Source organism: Variovorax sp. GW821-FHT09D05 (assembly GCF_059416325.1).
On sequence record NZ_JBWKOZ010000011.1, the window covers coordinates 82,771 to 99,659 of the forward strand.

Genomic DNA, 16,889 nt, shown 5'->3' on the forward strand with positions numbered 1-16,889 from the left:
CGCCTTACAGCTTGAAGTCGTAGTCCACCGTGATCGGCGCGTGGTCCGAGAACTTCACGGTCTTGTAGATCTGCTCGGTACGCGCCAGGGCCGCGGTCTTCGGCGTGGCCAGGTGGTAGTCGAGCCGCCACCCCACGTTGTTCGCATAGGCCTGGCCGCGGTTGCTCCACCAGGTGTAGGCATCGCCGGTGGTGTCGGGCTTGAGCATGCGGTACACGTCGACCAGGCCGGCGCCCTCGGCACCGGCGTCGAGCAGCTTCGTCATCCAGGCGCGTTCTTCGGGCAGGAAGCCGCTGTTCTTCTGGTTGCCGCGCCAGTTCTTCAGGTCGATCTCCTTGTGGGCGATGTTGATGTCGCCGCACAGCACGAACTCGCGCTCCTTCTTCAGTGCCACCAGGTGCGGGAAGAAGCCTTTGAGGAAGCGGAACTTGGCCTCCTGCCGCTCCTCGCCCGAGCTGCCGCTCGGGAAGTAGCAGCTGATGACCGAGAACTTGCGCTTGGGCGTGTCGAAGCGCAGTTCGAGGTAGCGGCCCTCGGCGTCGAACTCGGCGTCGCCCCAGCCCACCACGACCTGGCTTGGCTTGTGCTTGGTGTAGATGGCGGTGCCGGCGTAGCCTTTTTTCTCGGCGAAGTGGAAATGGCCCTTGAGGCCGGCCATTTCCTCGAACCGGCCTTCGATGTCGCTGGCCTGGACGCGGATCTCCTGCATGCAAATACAATCCGGCGCAAGTTCGGCCACCCAGTCGGCCACGCCTTTGGTAGCGGCCGAACGCAGGCCATTGAGATTGAGACTGGTCAGTTTGAACACAAGGAATTCCCGATGGCTGTAGATGGTGAGAAAAGCAGCGCGGTCGCACAGGACTTCGTCCAGTTTGCGTTGGATGCCGGCGTGCTGCGCTTTGGCGAATTCAAGACCAAGGCCGGTCGAATGAGCCCCTATTTCTTCAATTCGGGGCTCTTCGACGACGGCGGCAAGATCGCCCGGCTCGCCGGATTCTATGCAGACCGGCTGATCGAAAGCGGGCTCGAATTCGACATGATCTTCGGCCCCGCCTACAAGGGCATTCCACTGGGCGCCACGGTAGCCGCCGAGCTGGCCCGGCGCGGGCGCAACTACCCCTTTGCCTACAACCGCAAGGAAGCCAAGGCGCACGGCGAAGGCGGCAACCTGGTGGGCGCGCCGCTCAAGGGCCGTGTGCTGATCGTCGACGACGTGATGTCGGCCGGTACCGCGGTGCGCGAGTCGATCGCGGCGATCCAGGCAGCGGGCGCCACGCCGCATGCAGTGGCCATCGCGCTCGACCGGCAGGAAAAGGCCACCGAGAACGGTGTCGACGTAAACCACAGCGCCGTGCAGTACGTGCGCAACCAGCTCGGCCTTTCGGTGATTGCCATCGCCACGCTGGACGACCTGCTGAGCTACCTCTCGGGCAACGCCGCTGCCGACCTGGGCGCGCACCGCGAGCGCGTGCTGGCCTACCGCACGCGCTACGGCGCCACCAGCTGAGGCAAGGGCACCCATGCACGACGCACGCGACGATCACGGCAAGCCGATCCGCCTGCTGGCGTCGGCTTCTTTCTTCCTGGCGGTTTCTTCGTTCTGCGGCGCCTTGCAAGCGCAACCGCAGAAAGTGGAAGGCGCCTCCCCCGGCATCTATACCTGCACCGATGCCCGCGGCCGCACGCTGACGGCCGACCGGCCGATTGCCGAGTGCACCGACCGCGAGCAGCGCGAGTTGAACCCGAGCGGCTCGGTGCGCCGCAAAGTCGAGCCCACCTACACCGCGCGCGAGCTGCAGGAGCGCGAAGACCGCGCCCGCGAAGCCGCCATCCAGACCGCGCGCCTGACCGACGAGCGGCGCCGCGAACGTGCGCTGCTGGTGCGCTACCCGAACCTCGCCACGCACGACCGCGAGCGCAGCGAGGCGCTGGCGCAGATCGATGCGGTGACCCAGGCGGCGCGCAAGCGCATTGCCGAGCTGAGCGAAGACCGCAAGAAGATCGACGAGGAGATGGAGTTCTACAAGCAGGACACCACCAAGGCGCCGGGCGCTGTGCGCCGCAAGCTCGAAGACAACACGCAGAGCGTGGCGGTGCAGAACCGCTTCATTGCGGAGCAGGAAGAAGAGAAGAAGCGGGTGAATGCGCGCTTCGACGAAGAGCGCACGCGTCTGAAGACGCTCTGGTCGCCGCAGAACGGCGGCAACCCCCGCTGATGAACCTGCCGGGACCTTGCACCAAGGCCCCGGTTTCTTGCCATCAGCCCAGCTTGGCTTTCAGCAGCTCGGTGACCTGCGCCGGATTGGCCTTGCCACCGCTGGCCTTCATGACCTGACCCACGAGGGCGTTGAGCGCCTTCTCCTTGCCACCGCGGTATTCCTCGACGTTCTTCGCGTTCTTGGCGATCACTTCGTCGAGGATCTTGTCGAGCGCGCCGGTGTCGTTCATCGGCTTCAGGTCTTTCGCCTCGATGATCGCGTCGACATCGCTGCCTTCGCCGGTCCACAGGGCTTCGAACACCTGGCGCGCGGCGTTGTTCGGCAGCGTGCCGTCGGCAATACGCTTCACCAGCTGGGCCAGCTGCTGTGCCTTCACTGGTGCGGCCTCGATGCCGATCTCGGCGGCGTTCAGGCGGCGCGCCATTTCGCCGGTGATCCAGTTGCTGGCGAGCTTGGGCGTGGCGCCCGCGTTCACGGCTTCGTCGAAGTAGGCGGCGAGCGCCGCGCTCTGCGTGAGCTGCGCCGCGTCGTATTCCGACAGGCCGTGGTCGCGCACGTAGCGCTCGGCCATCGCGCGCGGCAATTCGGGCATGGTGGCCTTCACGCGCTCGATCCAGTCGGCGGCGATGACCAGCGGGGGCAGGTCGGGGTCGGGAAAGTAGCGGTAGTCGGCCGAGTCTTCCTTGGCACGCATCGCGCGCGTCTCGCCTGTGTCGGGGTCGAACAGCACGGTGGCCTGCTCGATCTCGCGGCCGTCCTCGATCTCTTCGATCTGCCAGCGGATCTCGTAGTCGATCGCCTGCTGCATGAACTTGAAGCTGTTCAGGTTCTTGATCTCGCGGCGCGTGCCGAGCTTGTCGCCGGGCTTGCGCACCGACACGTTGGCGTCGCAGCGGAAGCTGCCTTCCTGCATGTTGCCGTCGCAGATGCCGATCCACGTGACGATCTTGTGCAGCTCCTTCGCGTAGGCCACGGCCTCGGCAGTGGAGCGCATGTCGGGCTCGGTCACGATCTCCAGCAGTGGCGTGCCTGCGCGGTTCAGGTCGATGCCGCTCTGGCCGATGAAGTCCTCGTGCAGCGACTTGCCCGCGTCTTCCTCGAGGTGGGCGCGCACGAGGCGCACGGTCTTCTGTTCTTCGCCGAGGAAGAACGAAACCGAGCCGCCCTGGACGACCGGGATCTCGAACTGGCTGATCTGGTAGCCCTTGGGCAGGTCGGGGTAGAAGTAGTTCTTGCGCGCGAACACGCTGCGCGGCGCGATGTGCGAGCCCAGCGCAAGGCCGAGCTTGATGGCGCGTTCGACGGCGCCCTTGTTCATCACGGGCAGCGTGCCGGGCAGTGCCAGGTCGACCGCACAGGCCTGCGTGTTGGGCTCGGCGCCGAAGGCGGTGGAAGCGCGGCTGAAGATCTTGCTCGCGGTCGACAGCTGCGCGTGCGTCTCGAAGCCGATGATGACTTCATAGCCGCGCACCAGCGGACCGGTCGGGCGGCCCTGTTGTTGTGCTTCGAATGTGTTCACGGTCTCGCTCATCTCAAAAGCCCTCCGGCGTGCGTGCATGCCAGTCGGTGGCCTGCTGGAAGCGGTGCGCTGCGTTCAGCAGCTTGGCTTCGCCGAAGTAGTTGCCGATCAGCTGCAGGCCCACGGGCATGCCGCCGTCGAAGCCCGCGGGCACGCTCATGCCGGGCAGGCCGGCCAGAGAGGCGGGCAGCGTGAAGATGTCGGCGAGGTAGTCGGCCACGGGGTCGTCGCCGTGTTCGCCGAGCTTCCATGCGGTGGTGGGCGCAGCGGGGCCGGCGATCACGTCGCACTGCTTGAAGGCCTGCTGGAAGTCGTCGGCGATCATGCGGCGCACCTTCTGCGCCTGCAGGTAGTAGGCGTCGTAGTAGCCGTGCGAGAGCACGTAGGTGCCGATCATGATGCGGCGCTTGACTTCATCGCCGAAGCCTTCGGCGCGCGTCTTCTCGTACATGTCGGACAGGTCCTTGTACTGCTTCGCGCGGTGGCCGAACTTCACGCCGTCGAAGCGGCTCAGGTTGCTCGAGGCCTCGGCCGCGGCAATGATGTAGTACACGGGAATCGACAGCTCGGTGCGCGGCAGCGTCACCTCGACGCGCTTGGCGCCGAGCTTTTCGTACTGCGCGAGCGCCGCGTCGATGGCCGCGCGCACGCCGGGCGCCACGCCTTCGCCGAAGAACTCCTTCGGCACGCCGATGCGCAGGCCTTCGAGCGAATCGTTCAGCGAGCGGCCGAAGTTCTCGGCGGGCTTGTCGAGCGAGGTCGAATCGCGATCGAGGTCAGGGCCGCAGAAGGCCGACAGCAGCAGCGCGCAGTCTTCGGCCGAGTGGGCCATCGGGCCGGCCTGGTCGAGGCTCGACGCAAAGGCCACCATGCCGTAGCGCGAGGCGCGGCCGTAGGTGGGCTTGATGCCGGTCACGCCGCAGAACGACGCGGGCTGGCGGATCGAGCCGCCGGTGTCGGTGCCGGTGGCTGCGGGAGCCAGGCGTGCCGCGACTGCAGCCGCGCTGGCGCCGGATGAGCCGCCCGGAATGCGCTCGCGGTTCCAGGGGTTCTGCACGGGCACGGCCTTGTCGTGGCCCACGGCGGGCACGGCGATGTTCTCGTTGGCGGAGCCCATGGCGAACTCGTCGCAGCTCAGCTTGCCGAGCGTGACCGCCCCGGCTTCGGCCAGGCGCCTGACCACAGTGGCGTCGAAGGGCGAGCGGTAGCCCGCGAGCATCTTCGAGCCGGCGGTGGTGGCGAAATCGGCGGTGACGAAGATGTCCTTGTGCGCGATCGGCACGCCGGCCAGCGCCGGTGCGTTGCCGGTGGCAATCAATGCGTCGGCGGCGCGGGCCTGGGCCAGCGTGACTTCTTCATTGACGTCGACGAAGGTGCCGAGCGACTCGTGCGCCTTCATGCGGCCGAGAAAAACCTGCGAGGCCTCGACGGCCGAGACCTTGCGCTCGGCCAGCGCCTTGGCCAGCGCGACCACGCTCATCTGGTGCAATTCACCGCTGCTCATTATTCGATCACCTTCGGCACGAGAAACAGGCCGGCTTCGACGGCCGGGGCGCTCTTCTGGTTGGCTTCGCGGTTATTGGGTTCGCTCACCACGTCGTCGCGCAGGCGCAGCGTGATGTCTTCGAGCGCGGCCACCGGATGGGCCAGCGGTTCGACGCCCGTGGTGTCCACGGAACGCATACGTTCGACTAAATCGAAAAAGCCGTTGATCTGGCTGAGCATGCGCTCGCTTTCATCGGAGGCAAGCTGCAGCCTCGCCAGAGAGGCAATGCGCTCGATATCGGAAGCGGAGAGTGACATAGGTCGGAACGGCCCAAAAAAGCGAAGGTAATCGCACGCCGAAGCGGGTGCTAATACAGGAATCAGAGGGGATTCGGGTATTATCCCGCCTTTGCCGCAACCCCCGCGAACGCGCCGGCTTTTGCGCCAAAAACGATCAATTCACCCCGTCAAACGACCCAAAAAATAGAGTGACGACCTGCCGATGCGCAGGCCGTACTCAGAGGAATTCCGCACATGTTTGGAGCTTTCCGTCGGTACTTTTCCACCGACCTTGCGATCGACCTCGGCACTGCCAACACCCTGATATTTGCCCGTAACAAGGGCATCGTGCTGGACGAACCCTCGGTTGTCGCCATTCGCCACGAAGGTGGCCCCCACGGCAAGAAGGTGATCCAGGCCGTCGGCCGCGAGGCCAAGGCCATGCTGGGCAAGGTGCCCGGCAACATCGAGGCGATCCGCCCGATGAAGGACGGCGTCATTGCCGACTTCGTGATCACCGAGCAGATGATCAAGCAGTTCATCAAGATGGTCCACCCGCGCACGCTGCTCACGCCGAGCCCGCGCATCATCATCTGCGTGCCCTGCGGCTCCACCCAGGTCGAGCGCCGCGCCATCAAGGACGCGGCCGAAGCAGCCGGCGCCACCTCCGTCTACCTCATCGAAGAACCCATGGCCGCGGCCATCGGCGCGGGCCTGCCCGTCAGCGAAGCCTCGGGCTCGATGGTGGTGGACATCGGCGGCGGTACCACCGAAGTGGGCGTCATCAGCCTGGGCGGCATGGTCTACAAGGGCTCGGTGCGCGTCGGCGGCGACCGCTTCGACGAAGCCATCATCAACTACATCCGCCGCAACTACGGCATGCTGATCGGCGAGCCGACGGCCGAAGTCATCAAGAAGAACATCGGCTCGGCCTTCCCGGGCTCCGAAGTCAAGGAAATGGAAGTCAAGGGCCGCAACCTTTCCGAAGGCGTGCCGCGCAGCTTCACCATCAGCAGCAACGAAGTGCTGGAAGCCCTGACCGATCCGCTCAACAACATCGTCTCGGCCGTGAAGAACGCGCTGGAACAGACGCCGCCCGAGCTGGGCGCCGACATCGCCGAGCGCGGCATGATGCTGACCGGCGGCGGCGCGCTGCTGCGCGACCTCGACCGCCTGCTGGCCGAGGAAACCGGCCTGCCGGTGCTGGTGGCCGAAGATCCGCTGACCTGCGTGGTGCGCGGCTGCGGCATTGCGCTCGAGCGCATGGACCGTCTCGGCAGCATCTTCACGAGCGAGTAAAAGGCGAAAGCCATCATCGGCCGGCCTCTGCTTGCGCAGGCCGGCTTTTTGTTATTTGATTCCGCACCACCGCCGGGTCTGAATTCATGCCTCTGGGCACGCTCGATCGCACAGCGCCACCCCTGTTCAACCAGGGGCAGTCGGCGCTCAGCAAGCTGATCTTCTTCGGCGCGCTGTCCCTGTTCCTCATGGTGGCCGATGCGCGCTTTCACATCGTGCAGCCGATCCGCGCGGCCATCGGCGCGGTGCTCTACCCGGTGCAATGGGTGGCGCTGAAGCCGGTGCAGGCCGTGCTGGGGGGCGGGCGCTACCTCGAAGACCTGAAGACCGCGCAGCGCAACGAGGAAGACGCCCGCAAGGCGCTGATGATGCAGGCCGAACGCGCCGCCCAGGCCGACACGCTGCTGCAGGACAATGCCCGCCTGCGCGAGCTGCTCGAACTGCGCCAGACCACGGCCACGCCGGGCCGCGCGGCCGAGGTGCTCTACGACGCGGCCGACCCCTACACCCGCAAGATCGTCATCGACCAGGGCCTGACCCAGGGCGTGGCGCCCGGCTCGCCGGTGATCGACGCGCGCGGCGTGCTCGGCCAGGTCACGCAGGTGCTGCCCTTCACGAGCGAGGTCACGCTGGTGATCGACCGCGATCTTTCCATTCCCGTGCAGAACACCCGCACCGGCGTGCGCAGCGTGGCCTTCGGCGACGCCTCGGCCCACGGCGGCGGGCTGGAGCTGCGCTTCATGGCCGCCAATGCCGATCTGCAGGAGGGCGACCTGCTCTCCACCAGCGGCGTCGACGGCATCTACCCCGCCGGCCTGCCGGTGGCGAAGATCGAGCGCATCGAGCGGCGCGCCGACTCGGCCTTCGCCCGCATCTACTGCGTGCCGCTGGCCCATGTGACGGCTGCGCGCTATGTGCTGGTGCTCGAGCCCACCGGCACGCCGGCCGCGCCGCCGCCTGCCGCGCCCGCCGCCACCCAGCGCAAGCGGCCTGAAGGCAAGCCCGGCGCGGGCAAGAACGAAAAGAAGCCTGCGGGAGCACGCCCATGATCAAGCGTCCAGGCCAGCAGCAGCTCCTGCTGCCCGTCAGCCCGCTCTTCATGTGGAGCAGCCTCGTGGTGGCGCTGCTGATCAACATGATCCCCATCGGCCGCGCGGTCTGGATGCCCGACCTCCTGGCGCTGGTAATCGTGTTCTGGGGCGTGCATCAGCCCGCGCGCGTGGGCATCGGCGCGGCCTTCGTGTTCGGCTTGTGCATGGACGTGCACCAGTCGTCGATGCTGGGCCAGCATGCGCTGTCCTACACCACGCTGGGCTTCTTCGCGATCACCATCCACCGGCGCCTGCTCTGGTATCCGGTGCTGTCGCAGGCGCTGCAGGTGCTGCCGCTCTTTGCGCTGTCGCAGCTGATCGAGGTCGTCACGCGGATGATCGGCGGCGGCGTGTTCCCGGGGTGGTCTGTGCTGATCTCGCCCGCCATCGAGGCTGCGCTGTGGCCGCTGGTCACGGCGTTGTTGCTCGCGCCCCAGCGCCGCACCCCGGAACCGGACGAGAACCGCCCCCTCTAAGCCCTGCCTGCCGCATTTGCCAAAAGCGACTGCACGCGCCTAAGCTCCCACCGCCATGACCGAAATCCGCAACGTCGCCGCCGACCTCGCGCGCTTCAAGCGCCGCGTGATCGTCATTGGCCTGGCGGTGCTCTTCGCGTTCAGCCTGCTGTGCGCGCGGCTGGTGTACCTGCAGGTCACGCGCCACGAAGACCTGGCCGAGCAGGCCGAGAGCAATCGCACGGCCGTGGTGCCGGTGGTGCCCAACCGGGGCCTGATCCTCGACCGCAACGGCATCGTGCTGGCCTCGAACTATTCGGCCTACACGCTGGAGATCACGCCCTCGAAGGTGAACGACGTCGAGGAAACCATCGACAGCCTGACCCAGGTGCTCGAAGTCTCGCCGCGCGACCGCCGCCGCTTCAAGCGCCTGCGCGAAGACTCGCGCAGCTTCGACTCCATTCCGATCCGCACCCGCCTGAGCGACGAAGAGGTGGCGCGCTTCGCGGCCCAGCGCTACCGCTTCCCGGGCGTGGAAATCAAGGCGCGCCTGTTCCGCAACTACCCGCAGGGCGAGTTGGCCTCGCACGTGCTCGGCTACATCGGCCGCATCAACCAGCGCGAGAAGACCGCGATGGAAGACTGGGACGAAGAAGACCAGGCCAACTACAAGGGCACCGACTACATCGGCAAGCTCGGCATCGAGCAGAGCTACGAGAAGACGCTGCACGGCCAGACCGGCGTCGAGCAGATGGAAACCTCCGCGGGCGGCCGCGCCGTGCGTCGCCTGGCCAGCCACCCGGCCACGCCCGGCAACACCGTGATGCTGTCGCTCGACATCAAGCTGCAGAAGCTGGTGGAAGACATGTACGGCGACCGGCGCGGCGCGCTGGTGGCCATCGACCCGAAGACCGGCGAGGTGCTGGCCTTCGTGAGCAAGCCCACCTTCGACCCCAACCTGTTCGTCGAAGGCATCGACAACGAGAGCTGGGCGGCGCTGACCGAGTCCCTCGACAAGCCGCTCCTGAACCGCGCCCTGCGCGGCACCTACCCGCCCGGCTCCACCTACAAGCCCTTCATGGCAATGGCGGCCTTGCAAACCGGCAAGCGCGGACCCAACGTGGTGGTGAACGACCCCGGCTATTTCAACTTCGGCGGCCACCGCTTCGGCAGCCCCGAAGGCAACCTGGGCGGCGTCGACATGCGCCGCTCGATCCAGCTGTCGAGCAACATCTACTACTACTCGCTGGCCAACGAGATGGGCGTGGACCTGATCCACGACTTCATGAAGCCATTGGGCTTCGGCCAGATCACCGGCATCGACCTGGGTGGCGAGGTGCGCGGCGTGCTGCCCAGCACCGAGTGGAAGCGCAACACCTACAAGCGTCCCGAGCAAAAGAAGTGGTACGCGGGCGAGACCATCTCGCTGGGCATCGGGCAGGGCTACAACGCCTTCACGATGCTGCAGCTGGCGCAGGCCACGGCCATCGTGGCCGACGGTGGCCTCAAGCACAAGCCGCACCTCGTGCTGGCCACGCGCAACACCGTCAGCGGGCAGGTGGTGCCGCTGCCACAGCCGCCGGCGGAAAACCTCGGCTTCTCGGCCGCCAACGTCGCGGTGGTCCGCGACGGCCTGACCAGCGTGGTCACTGCCGGCACGGCGCGCGGCGTGTTTGCGGGCGCAGCCTACCAGGCAGCCGGCAAGACGGGCACGGCGCAGGCGGTAACGCAGGCGCAGAACACCAAGTACAACGCGCGCGCCCTCGAAGAACACCAGCGCGACCACGCCCTCTTCATGGCCTTCGCGCCCGTGAACGACCCGAAGATCGCCGTGGCCGTGATCGTGGAAAACGCCGGCTGGGGCGCAGGCGCCGCAGCCCCCATCGCGCGCCGGGTGTTCGACTACTGGCTCGCGAACCAGTACCCGAGCGAGGCCGACCTGGCGGCCATCAAGACCGGCAAGGCGACCGCGCCGATCGGCAAGCCGCGCGTGGCAAGTGAAGTGGCGTGGCCGGCGCCCGTGGCGACGCCCACCACCGCGCCCTGATACCCCTTCAGACCACCGTTCCGCTGACTTCGCCGAGGCCGATGCGCACGGCGCCCGCGCGCTCGCAGTAACCGCGAATGATCAGCGTGTCCCCGTCTTCCAGGAACGTGCGCTTCTCGCCATTCGGCAGCGTGATCGGCTGCTTGCCGCCCAGCGTCAGTTCCATCATCGAGCCGGCCTCGTCGGGCTTCGGGCCCGACAGCGTGCCCGAGCCCAGCAGGTCGCCCGGCTGCAGGTTGCAGCCGTTCACCGTGTGATGAGCGATGAGCTGCGCGGCCGTCCAATAGGCGGCCTCGGTGGTGTTGCCGCGCGTGAGCAGCGCCGGTGCAACGCCCTCGGCGCGCATCTTCGCGGTCTGCAGCAGCACTTCGAGCGTGATGTCGAGCGCGCCGCTCTCGCGGTTCGATGCCGAGTCGAGGTACGGCAGCGGCTGCGGGTCTTCCGCGGGCCGCTCGAACTTCGCACGGAACGGCGCCAGCGCCTCCATCGTCACGATCCACGGCGACAGCGAGCTCGCGAAATTCTTCGAGAGGAAGGGGCCGAGCGGCTGGTACTCCCAGGCTTGCACGTCGCGCGCCGACCAGTCGTTGAGCAGCGTCACGCCGAACAGGTGGTCTTCGGCCTCGCCGATGGCAATGGGTTCGCCCTGCGCGTTGCCGCGGCCTACCAGGAAGCCCAGCTCCAGCTCGTAGTCGAGCCGCTTCGAGGGGCCGAAGCTCGGCGATGCGGCGTCGGGCGCCTTGGTCTGGCCCTGCGGGCGCTTGAAGCTCTGGCCGCTCACGACGATGGACGAGGCGCGGCCGTGATACCCGATGGGCACCCACTTGTAGTTGGGCAGCAGCGGCTGGTCGGGGCGGAACAGCTTGCCGACGGTGGTCGCGTGATGGATGCCCGTGTAGAAGTCGGTGTAGTCGCCGATGCGGCAGGGCACCGTCATCTCGGCCTTGGCCTGCGCCAGCAGCGCCTTCGACCACGCGGCCTGCCTGTCGCTGCCTTCGGCGAGGCCAGCGGAGATCGCGGCGCGCAGGGCCTGGCGGTCCTTGATGCTGGCGTTCATCAGCACGTTCATGTCGTCGGTGTCGACGAGGCCCGCTGCGCGCAGGTCGAGTACCTGGTCGCCGATGGCGACGCCGATGCGGAAAGCCTCGCTGCTGCCGGCCGTGCGGAAGCGGCCGAGGGGCAGGTTCTGGATCGGGAAGTCGGTGCCGGCTTCATTGGCCGAGGCGACCCAGCTGCGCAGCTTCGGGTCATGGGTGGCGTTCAGTGCGGTCATGGATGTCTTTCTGTGAATCGGTTCAGTCTGCGGTCATGCCGGCCTTCTTGGCCACATCGCCCAGGCGCTTGTATTCGGTCTCGGTCAGCGTGGTCAGCTCCTGCGGAGTCGAGCCGCGCGGCGAGAAGCCGGCCTGCGCCAGCTTGGCCTTCACGTCAGGCATGGCAAGCGCTTCGACGAAGGCCTCGTTCAGCGCCTTGACGATCGGCGCCGGCAGCTTCGCCGGGCCGTACACGCCGAACCATGGCTCCAGCGCGTAGCCCTTGAGCCCGGCTTCGGCCATCGTCGGCACGTCGGGCAGCGAAGGCGAGCGCGTGGGGCCCGCCACTGCCAGCGCGCGCAGCTTGCCCGCCTGTATGTGCGGCAGCGACGCCGGCAGGTTGTCAAACATCACGCCGATGTTGTTGCCCAGCATGTCGGTGATGGCCGGGCCGCTGCCCTTGTAGGCGACGTGCACGAGCTCGGTGTCGGTCATCTGCGCGAACATCACGCCGGCCAGGTTCATCGAGGTGCCGGCGCCCGCGGTGGCGTAGGGCAGGCCGGGGTTCTTCTTCGCGGCGGCAACGAGGTCGGGCACGGTCTTGATGGCCGAGGCCGCCGGCACTTCGAGCACGATGGTCGAGGTGCCCAGCAGGCTGATGGCCGTGAAATCCTTGCGTGGGTCGAAGGCCATCGATTTGTAGATGTGCGGGTTCAGCGCGTTGGTCGAGATGGCGCCGAAGCCGATGGTGTAGCCGTCGGGCGCGGCCTTGGCCACGGCGTCCATGCCGATGTTGCCGCCCGCGCCGCCGCGGTTGTCGATCAGCACCGGCTGGCCCAGCTTCTCCGACACCTTCTGGCCTACGGTGCGCGCCACCAGGTCGGTGGTGCCGCCGGGCGTGTAGGGCACGATGAAGCGGATGGGCTTGGACGGAAAGTCGGCGGCCTGTGCGATGTGCACGAGGAAGGGCGCCGCCAGCAGCGCCACGGCCGCCGCCCGGCGGGTGAGGGGGAATGAGTTCTTCATGCCTTGAACTGGTCCTTCAGTCCTGCCCAGCAGTCCGCGTAGTCGGTGTCCAGCGCAGGGCTCTTCAGCGCGAAGTTCGTCGGAATGAAGCGGTAGCGGCTCTCGAACATGAAGGCCAGCGTGTTGTCCAGCTTGTGCGGTTTCAGGTCGGCGTGCGTGGCCTTGTCGAAGGCTTCCTCGTCGGGGCCGTGCGGCACCATGCAGTTGTGCAGGCTCGCGCCGCCGGGCTTGAAGCCGCCCGGCTTGGCGTCGTATTCGCCCAGCACCAGGCCCATGAACTCGCTCATCAGGTTGCGGTGGAACCATGGCGGGCGGAATGTGTTTTCCATCACCATCCAGCGCGGCGGGAAGATCACGAAGTCGCAGTTGGCAGTGCCGGGCGTGTCGCTGGGCGAGGTCAGCACGGTGAAGATCGACGGATCGGGATGGTCGAAGCTGATCGAGCCGATCACCATGAAGTGCGCCGTGTCGTACTTCACCGGCGACAGGTTGCCGTGCCAGGCGACCACGTTGAAGGGCGACTGCTTCATCGGCGCCTGCCAGAAGCGGCCGCCGAATTTCTTGACGATTTCGTAGGCGCCTTCTTCCGATTCGAAAGCCGCCACGGGCGCCTGGAAGTCGCGCGCGTTGGCCAGGCCGTTCGAGCCGATCGGGCCGAGCTCGGGCAGGCGGAAGTGCGCGCCGTAGTTCTCGCACACGTAGCCGCGAGAGAGGCCATCGGGCAACGCCACCTTGAAGGCCATGCCGCGCGGCAGCACCGCGATTTCGCCAGGCTTCACGTCGAGCACGCCCAGTTCGGTCGTGATGACGAGGCGGCCCTGCTGCGGCACCAGCAACATCTCGCCGTCGGCGTTGACGAAGGCGCGGCGCTCCATCGAGCGGCCCGCGAGATACATCAGCGAGCCGATGCCGACCTGCGACTCGGCATCGCCGTTGGCCGCGATGGTGCGCATGCCGTCGACGAAGTCGATGTCGGCCGCGCCGTCCAGCGGCTGCGGATGCCAGCGCAGGGGCTCGGGCGGCAGGGAGATCTCACGGTCGGCGCCGGTCGTCCAGTGCGCCTGCGCGTAGGGCTGGTAGCGGCCCGAGACCACCGAGGGCTGGCGACGGTACAGCCAGGTGCGGCGGTTCTCGTGGCGCGGCGCGGTGAAGGCTGTGCCGGAGATCAGCTCGGTGTACAGGTCGAAGGGCCCGCGCTGCGGGTTGTTGCGGCCCTGGGGCAGGGCGCCGGGCACCGCCTCGGAGGCGTATTCGTTGCCGAAGCCGCTCTGGTAGCGCCGTTCGGAGGCTGGGGTTGCTGGGGTCATGGGCTTCTCTTTCGAAAGTCGCAATGAGGAGGTCGGGATGCGTGCAGCCTAGCCGGCACGCGCCGCCTCGAAGGCTTCGCGCAGCACGGCCAGCGAGCCTACGTGGTTGGCCAGCACGAGCACGAGGCGCGCATTGAAGGCATGGCTTTCCTCGGTGGAAAGCCCTTGATGCGCCTCGATGAGCGCTTCGTAGAAGTCGTCGGGCGCTTCGAGGTTCGGTGCGGTGGTCAGGTGCTGTTGCTGCTGCATGGTGTTCACGCCTTTGCCAGTGCGCGGCCGATGGCTGCGCGGATGTTTGCCGCCGTGGGTCGCCTCCAGCGCGCGCAAACGTGCTGGTCGGGCCGCAGCAGGTAGACGGTGCCGGGCTGCGCGTCGTAGCGCTGGGTGGCGAGTGCGACGTCGGCGCCGCCGCCTTCCACGTGCACCACGTGCAGCGGAAAGTCGCTCGCCTTCAGCGCCTGCAGGCTCCGCTCGGCCGTCTCACCCTGGCCGAACACGAGTGCGGTGAACTGCGAGACATGGCACTCGCGCAGCAGCCAGCCGGTGCTGCCATCGGCGCGCACGACAGGCGCATCGGCCGCCGCGGCGCCCGGCACCATCACACCGGCGAAGGCTTCGGCATCGGCCGTGTTGAGCTGCGAATCGCGCAGCACCGTGGCCACCGACAGCCGCCCGCTGTTGACCAGCGTGCGCGCAAAGGCGTGGCGCTTGGTCAGCTCCAGCACCGCGTCGCGGAAGAGGCGGCTCACCTCGCTCTTGGGCGTGATGAAGTCGGTGGCGCGTGTGGAATTGCGGATGTTCTCGTCGGCCGCGAACTCGCGCTCGCTGGCGTAGCTGTCGAGCAGCGCATCGGGCGCGTCGCCCCGCACCACCGCCGCGAGCTTCCACGCGAGGTTGTCCGCGTCCTGCACACCCGAGTTGGCGCCGCGCGCGCCGAAGGGCGATACGCCGTGCGCCGAGTCGCCCGCGAACAGCACGCGGCCGTGGCGGAAGTGCTCCATGCGCTGGCAGGCGAAGGTGTAGACGCTGGCCCAGCCGATCTGGAACTGCACGCCTTCGAAGCCGATGCTGTCGAGCAGCGCACGCACGCGCGGCGTGATGTTCTCGGGCTTGCGTTCTTCCACCGGGTCGGCGTCCCAGCCGAGCTGGAAGTCCACGCGCCACATGCCGTCGGCCTGCTTGTGCAGCAGCACGCTCTGGCCGGGGTGGAACGAAGGGTCGAACCAGAAGCGCCGCTCGGTGGGCAGGTGCGCGTCCATCGTGATGTCGGCGATCAGGAAGCGGTCGCGGAACACGCGGCCTTTTGCTTCCTGGCCCAGCAGCTGGCGCAGGTTGGAGCGCGAGCCGTCGCAGGCGGCAACGTAGTCCGCGTGCAGCCGGTAGTCGCCCTCGGGCGTCTCCACGGTCAGCACCGCGCCGTCGTCGCGCTGCTCGATGCCCGTGACCTTGCTGTTCCAGCGCAGGTCGATCAGCGGCAGCGTGGCCGCGCGCTCGACGAGGTAGCCCTCGACGTAGTACTGCTGCAGGTTGATGAAGGCCGGGCGCTCGTGGCCGGGCTCGGGCAGCAGGTCGAAGCGGTAGACCTGCTCGTCGTGGAAGAACACCTTGCCGACGTTCCACGACACGCCCTTGTCGACCATGCGGTCGCCGCAGCCGAGGCGGTCGAAGATCTCCAGCGTGCGCTTGGCGAAGCAGATCGCGCGCGAGCCGCTTGAGAGGATGTTGTCGTTGTCGAGCAGCACCACGGGCACCTGCCGCAGCGCAAGGTCGATGGCCAGCGCGAGGCCGACCGGGCCGGCGCCGACGATCACCACCGGGTGGCGGGCGGGCGTGGCCGAGTCCTGGTCAGCGTGGCGGCGATAGTCGAAGCGCAGGCTCTGATAGTCGATCACGTGTTGTCTCCGTGTCTTCTTCTGTCGTCTCGCGCAATCAGCCTTCCAGTGCCTTCCACATCTCGATGTCGCGCTCTGCCGTCCACACGCGCGGGTCGGCATGGCCCGAAGCCTCGTCGTAGGCGCGGCTCACGTCGAAGGGCATGCAGTGGTCGAAGATCACCCACTGGCTGTACTTGGGCTTGAGCTTCTCGTAGGTGTCCTTGTAGACCGCGTTCAGGTCGCGCCCGGCCTTCACGCCTTCCTGCACGCTGGCGTACACGTCGGAGATGAAGTTGCGCGTGCCGGTCAGGCCCTCGGCCACTTCGGCCGGCGTGGTCAGCGCGGCACCGCGGCCGGGCACCAGCGCGGCGGGCTTCAGGGCGGCGATGTTGTCCAGCGTCTGCGGCCAGTCCTTGAAGTAGGCGTCGCCCGCATACGGCGTGGCACCGAACTCGACCAGGTCGCCCGACAGCAGCGTCTTCTCGCCCGGCAGCCAGACGACGGTGTCGCCCTTGGTGTGGCCGCGGCCGAGCTGGATCAGCTGCACTTCGAGCTTGCCCAGCCACAGCGTCATCTTGCCGGTGAAGGTCATGGTGGGCCAGGTCAGGCCCGGGGGCACCGTCTCGACGTTCTGGAACAGGCGCGGGAAGCGGCCGATTTCGCTGGCCTTGTCTTGTTCGCCGCGCTCGACGATCAGGTCGCGCGTGTCCTGGCTGGCCAGGATGTGTTCGGCACCGTAGCCCGCCGCGCCCAGCACGCGCACCGCGTGGTAGTGCGTGAGCACCACGTATTTGATGGGCTTGTCGGTCACTTCGCGGATGCGGCGCACCACGTCGGCCGCCATGGCGGGGGTGGCCTGGGTGTCGGCGACCAGCACGCAGTCGTCGCCGATCACGATGCCGGTGTTGGGGTCGCCCTCGGCGGTGTAGGCCCAGGCATGTTCGGAGATCTGGCTGAAGGTGATCTTCTTTTCTTCCATGTCGGCCTGGCTGGCGAATTTCTTGGCTTGGCTCATCGGTTGTCTCCGTCTGTGGG

At 67.4% G+C, this 16,889-nt stretch carries 16 protein-coding genes; 6 read left to right on the forward strand and 10 right to left on the reverse strand.

Annotation, left to right across the window (positions count from 1 at the left end):
• Positions 1-4 precede the first annotated feature (4 nt).
• Entirely contained in the window at positions 5-808 is an 804-nt protein-coding gene (locus AC07O3_RS27520) for an exodeoxyribonuclease III (RefSeq protein WP_093053526.1), read from the reverse strand.
• A 12-nt stretch (positions 809-820) separates the two neighbouring features.
• Between AC07O3_RS27520 and pyrE the strand changes: the two genes are divergently transcribed.
• A complete protein-coding gene (gene pyrE / locus AC07O3_RS27525) occupies positions 821-1,507 on the forward strand; it encodes an orotate phosphoribosyltransferase (protein ID WP_093053529.1) in 687 nt (228 codons plus the stop codon).
• A gap of 13 nt (positions 1,508-1,520) precedes the next feature.
• Positions 1,521-2,216 (forward strand): DUF4124 domain-containing protein, encoded by a 696-nt coding sequence (locus tag AC07O3_RS27530; protein WP_177192769.1) that lies wholly within the window; start codon positions 1,521-1,523, stop codon positions 2,214-2,216.
• A gap of 43 nt (positions 2,217-2,259) precedes the next feature.
• Here the strand turns inward: AC07O3_RS27530 and gatB are convergent, their stop codons facing one another.
• From gatB to gatC, 3 genes are read right to left on the reverse strand one after another with little or no spacing between them, the layout of a single operon-like run.
• Entirely contained in the window at positions 2,260-3,750 is a 1,491-nt protein-coding gene (gene gatB, locus AC07O3_RS27535) for an Asp-tRNA(Asn)/Glu-tRNA(Gln) amidotransferase subunit GatB (RefSeq protein WP_093053532.1), read from the reverse strand.
• A 1-nt stretch (position 3,751) separates the two neighbouring features.
• The gene (gene gatA, locus AC07O3_RS27540) at positions 3,752-5,242 is read right to left on the reverse strand and encodes an Asp-tRNA(Asn)/Glu-tRNA(Gln) amidotransferase subunit GatA (protein ID WP_495340797.1); all 1,491 of its coding nucleotides are present in this window, start codon (positions 5,240-5,242) and stop codon (positions 3,752-3,754) included.
• Entirely contained in the window at positions 5,242-5,541 is a 300-nt protein-coding gene (gene gatC, locus AC07O3_RS27545) for an Asp-tRNA(Asn)/Glu-tRNA(Gln) amidotransferase subunit GatC (RefSeq protein ID WP_093053537.1), read from the reverse strand. Before gatC ends, gatA begins: the two co-directional genes overlap by 1 nt.
• A gap of 216 nt (positions 5,542-5,757) precedes the next feature.
• On the opposite strand from gatC, the gene AC07O3_RS27550 reads away from it, so the two are divergent.
• The 4 genes from AC07O3_RS27550 (at position 5,758) to mrdA (ending at position 10,394) form a co-directional block, all read left to right on the forward strand.
• Positions 5,758-6,801, forward strand: coding sequence for a rod shape-determining protein (locus AC07O3_RS27550; RefSeq protein ID WP_007833435.1), 1,044 nt, complete (start codon positions 5,758-5,760; stop codon positions 6,799-6,801).
• Positions 6,802-6,887: 86 nt separating this feature from the next.
• Entirely contained in the window at positions 6,888-7,850 is a 963-nt protein-coding gene (mreC, locus tag AC07O3_RS27555; protein WP_495340798.1) for a rod shape-determining protein MreC, read from the forward strand.
• The gene (mreD, locus tag AC07O3_RS27560; RefSeq protein WP_093076761.1) at positions 7,847-8,368 is read left to right on the forward strand and encodes a rod shape-determining protein MreD; all 522 of its coding nucleotides are present in this window, start codon (positions 7,847-7,849) and stop codon (positions 8,366-8,368) included. Before mreC ends, mreD begins: the two co-directional genes overlap by 4 nt.
• A 55-nt stretch (positions 8,369-8,423) precedes the next feature.
• Entirely contained in the window at positions 8,424-10,394 is a 1,971-nt protein-coding gene (gene mrdA, locus AC07O3_RS27565; protein ID WP_093175494.1) for a penicillin-binding protein 2, read from the forward strand.
• 7 nt (positions 10,395-10,401) lie between these two features.
• On the opposite strand, the gene fahA is transcribed toward mrdA, so the two are convergent.
• From fahA to AC07O3_RS27595, 6 genes are read right to left on the reverse strand one after another with little or no spacing between them, the layout of a single operon-like run.
• Positions 10,402-11,667, reverse strand: a complete 1,266-nt coding sequence (gene fahA, locus AC07O3_RS27570; RefSeq protein ID WP_495340799.1) for a fumarylacetoacetase — start codon at positions 11,665-11,667, stop codon at positions 10,402-10,404.
• A 22-nt stretch (positions 11,668-11,689) separates the two neighbouring features.
• Positions 11,690-12,673, reverse strand: coding sequence for a Bug family tripartite tricarboxylate transporter substrate binding protein (locus AC07O3_RS27575; protein ID WP_495340800.1), 984 nt, complete (start codon positions 12,671-12,673; stop codon positions 11,690-11,692).
• Entirely contained in the window at positions 12,670-13,980 is a 1,311-nt protein-coding gene (gene hmgA, locus AC07O3_RS27580; protein WP_093053557.1) for a homogentisate 1,2-dioxygenase, read from the reverse strand. Before hmgA ends, AC07O3_RS27575 begins: the two co-directional genes overlap by 4 nt.
• A gap of 48 nt (positions 13,981-14,028) precedes the next feature.
• Complete coding sequence (locus AC07O3_RS27585; RefSeq protein WP_093054237.1) at positions 14,029-14,229, reverse strand: DUF2783 domain-containing protein; 201 nt, start codon at positions 14,227-14,229, stop codon at positions 14,029-14,031.
• Positions 14,230-14,234: 5 nt separating this feature from the next.
• Positions 14,235-15,872, reverse strand: a complete 1,638-nt coding sequence (locus AC07O3_RS27590; RefSeq protein WP_495340801.1) for an FAD-dependent oxidoreductase — start codon at positions 15,870-15,872, stop codon at positions 14,235-14,237.
• 37 nt (positions 15,873-15,909) lie between these two features.
• Positions 15,910-16,869: an MBL fold metallo-hydrolase gene (locus tag AC07O3_RS27595; protein ID WP_093053563.1), complete on the reverse strand. Its 960-nt coding sequence runs from the start codon at positions 16,867-16,869 to the stop codon at positions 15,910-15,912.
• Between the last annotated feature and the right edge of the window lie 20 nt (positions 16,870-16,889).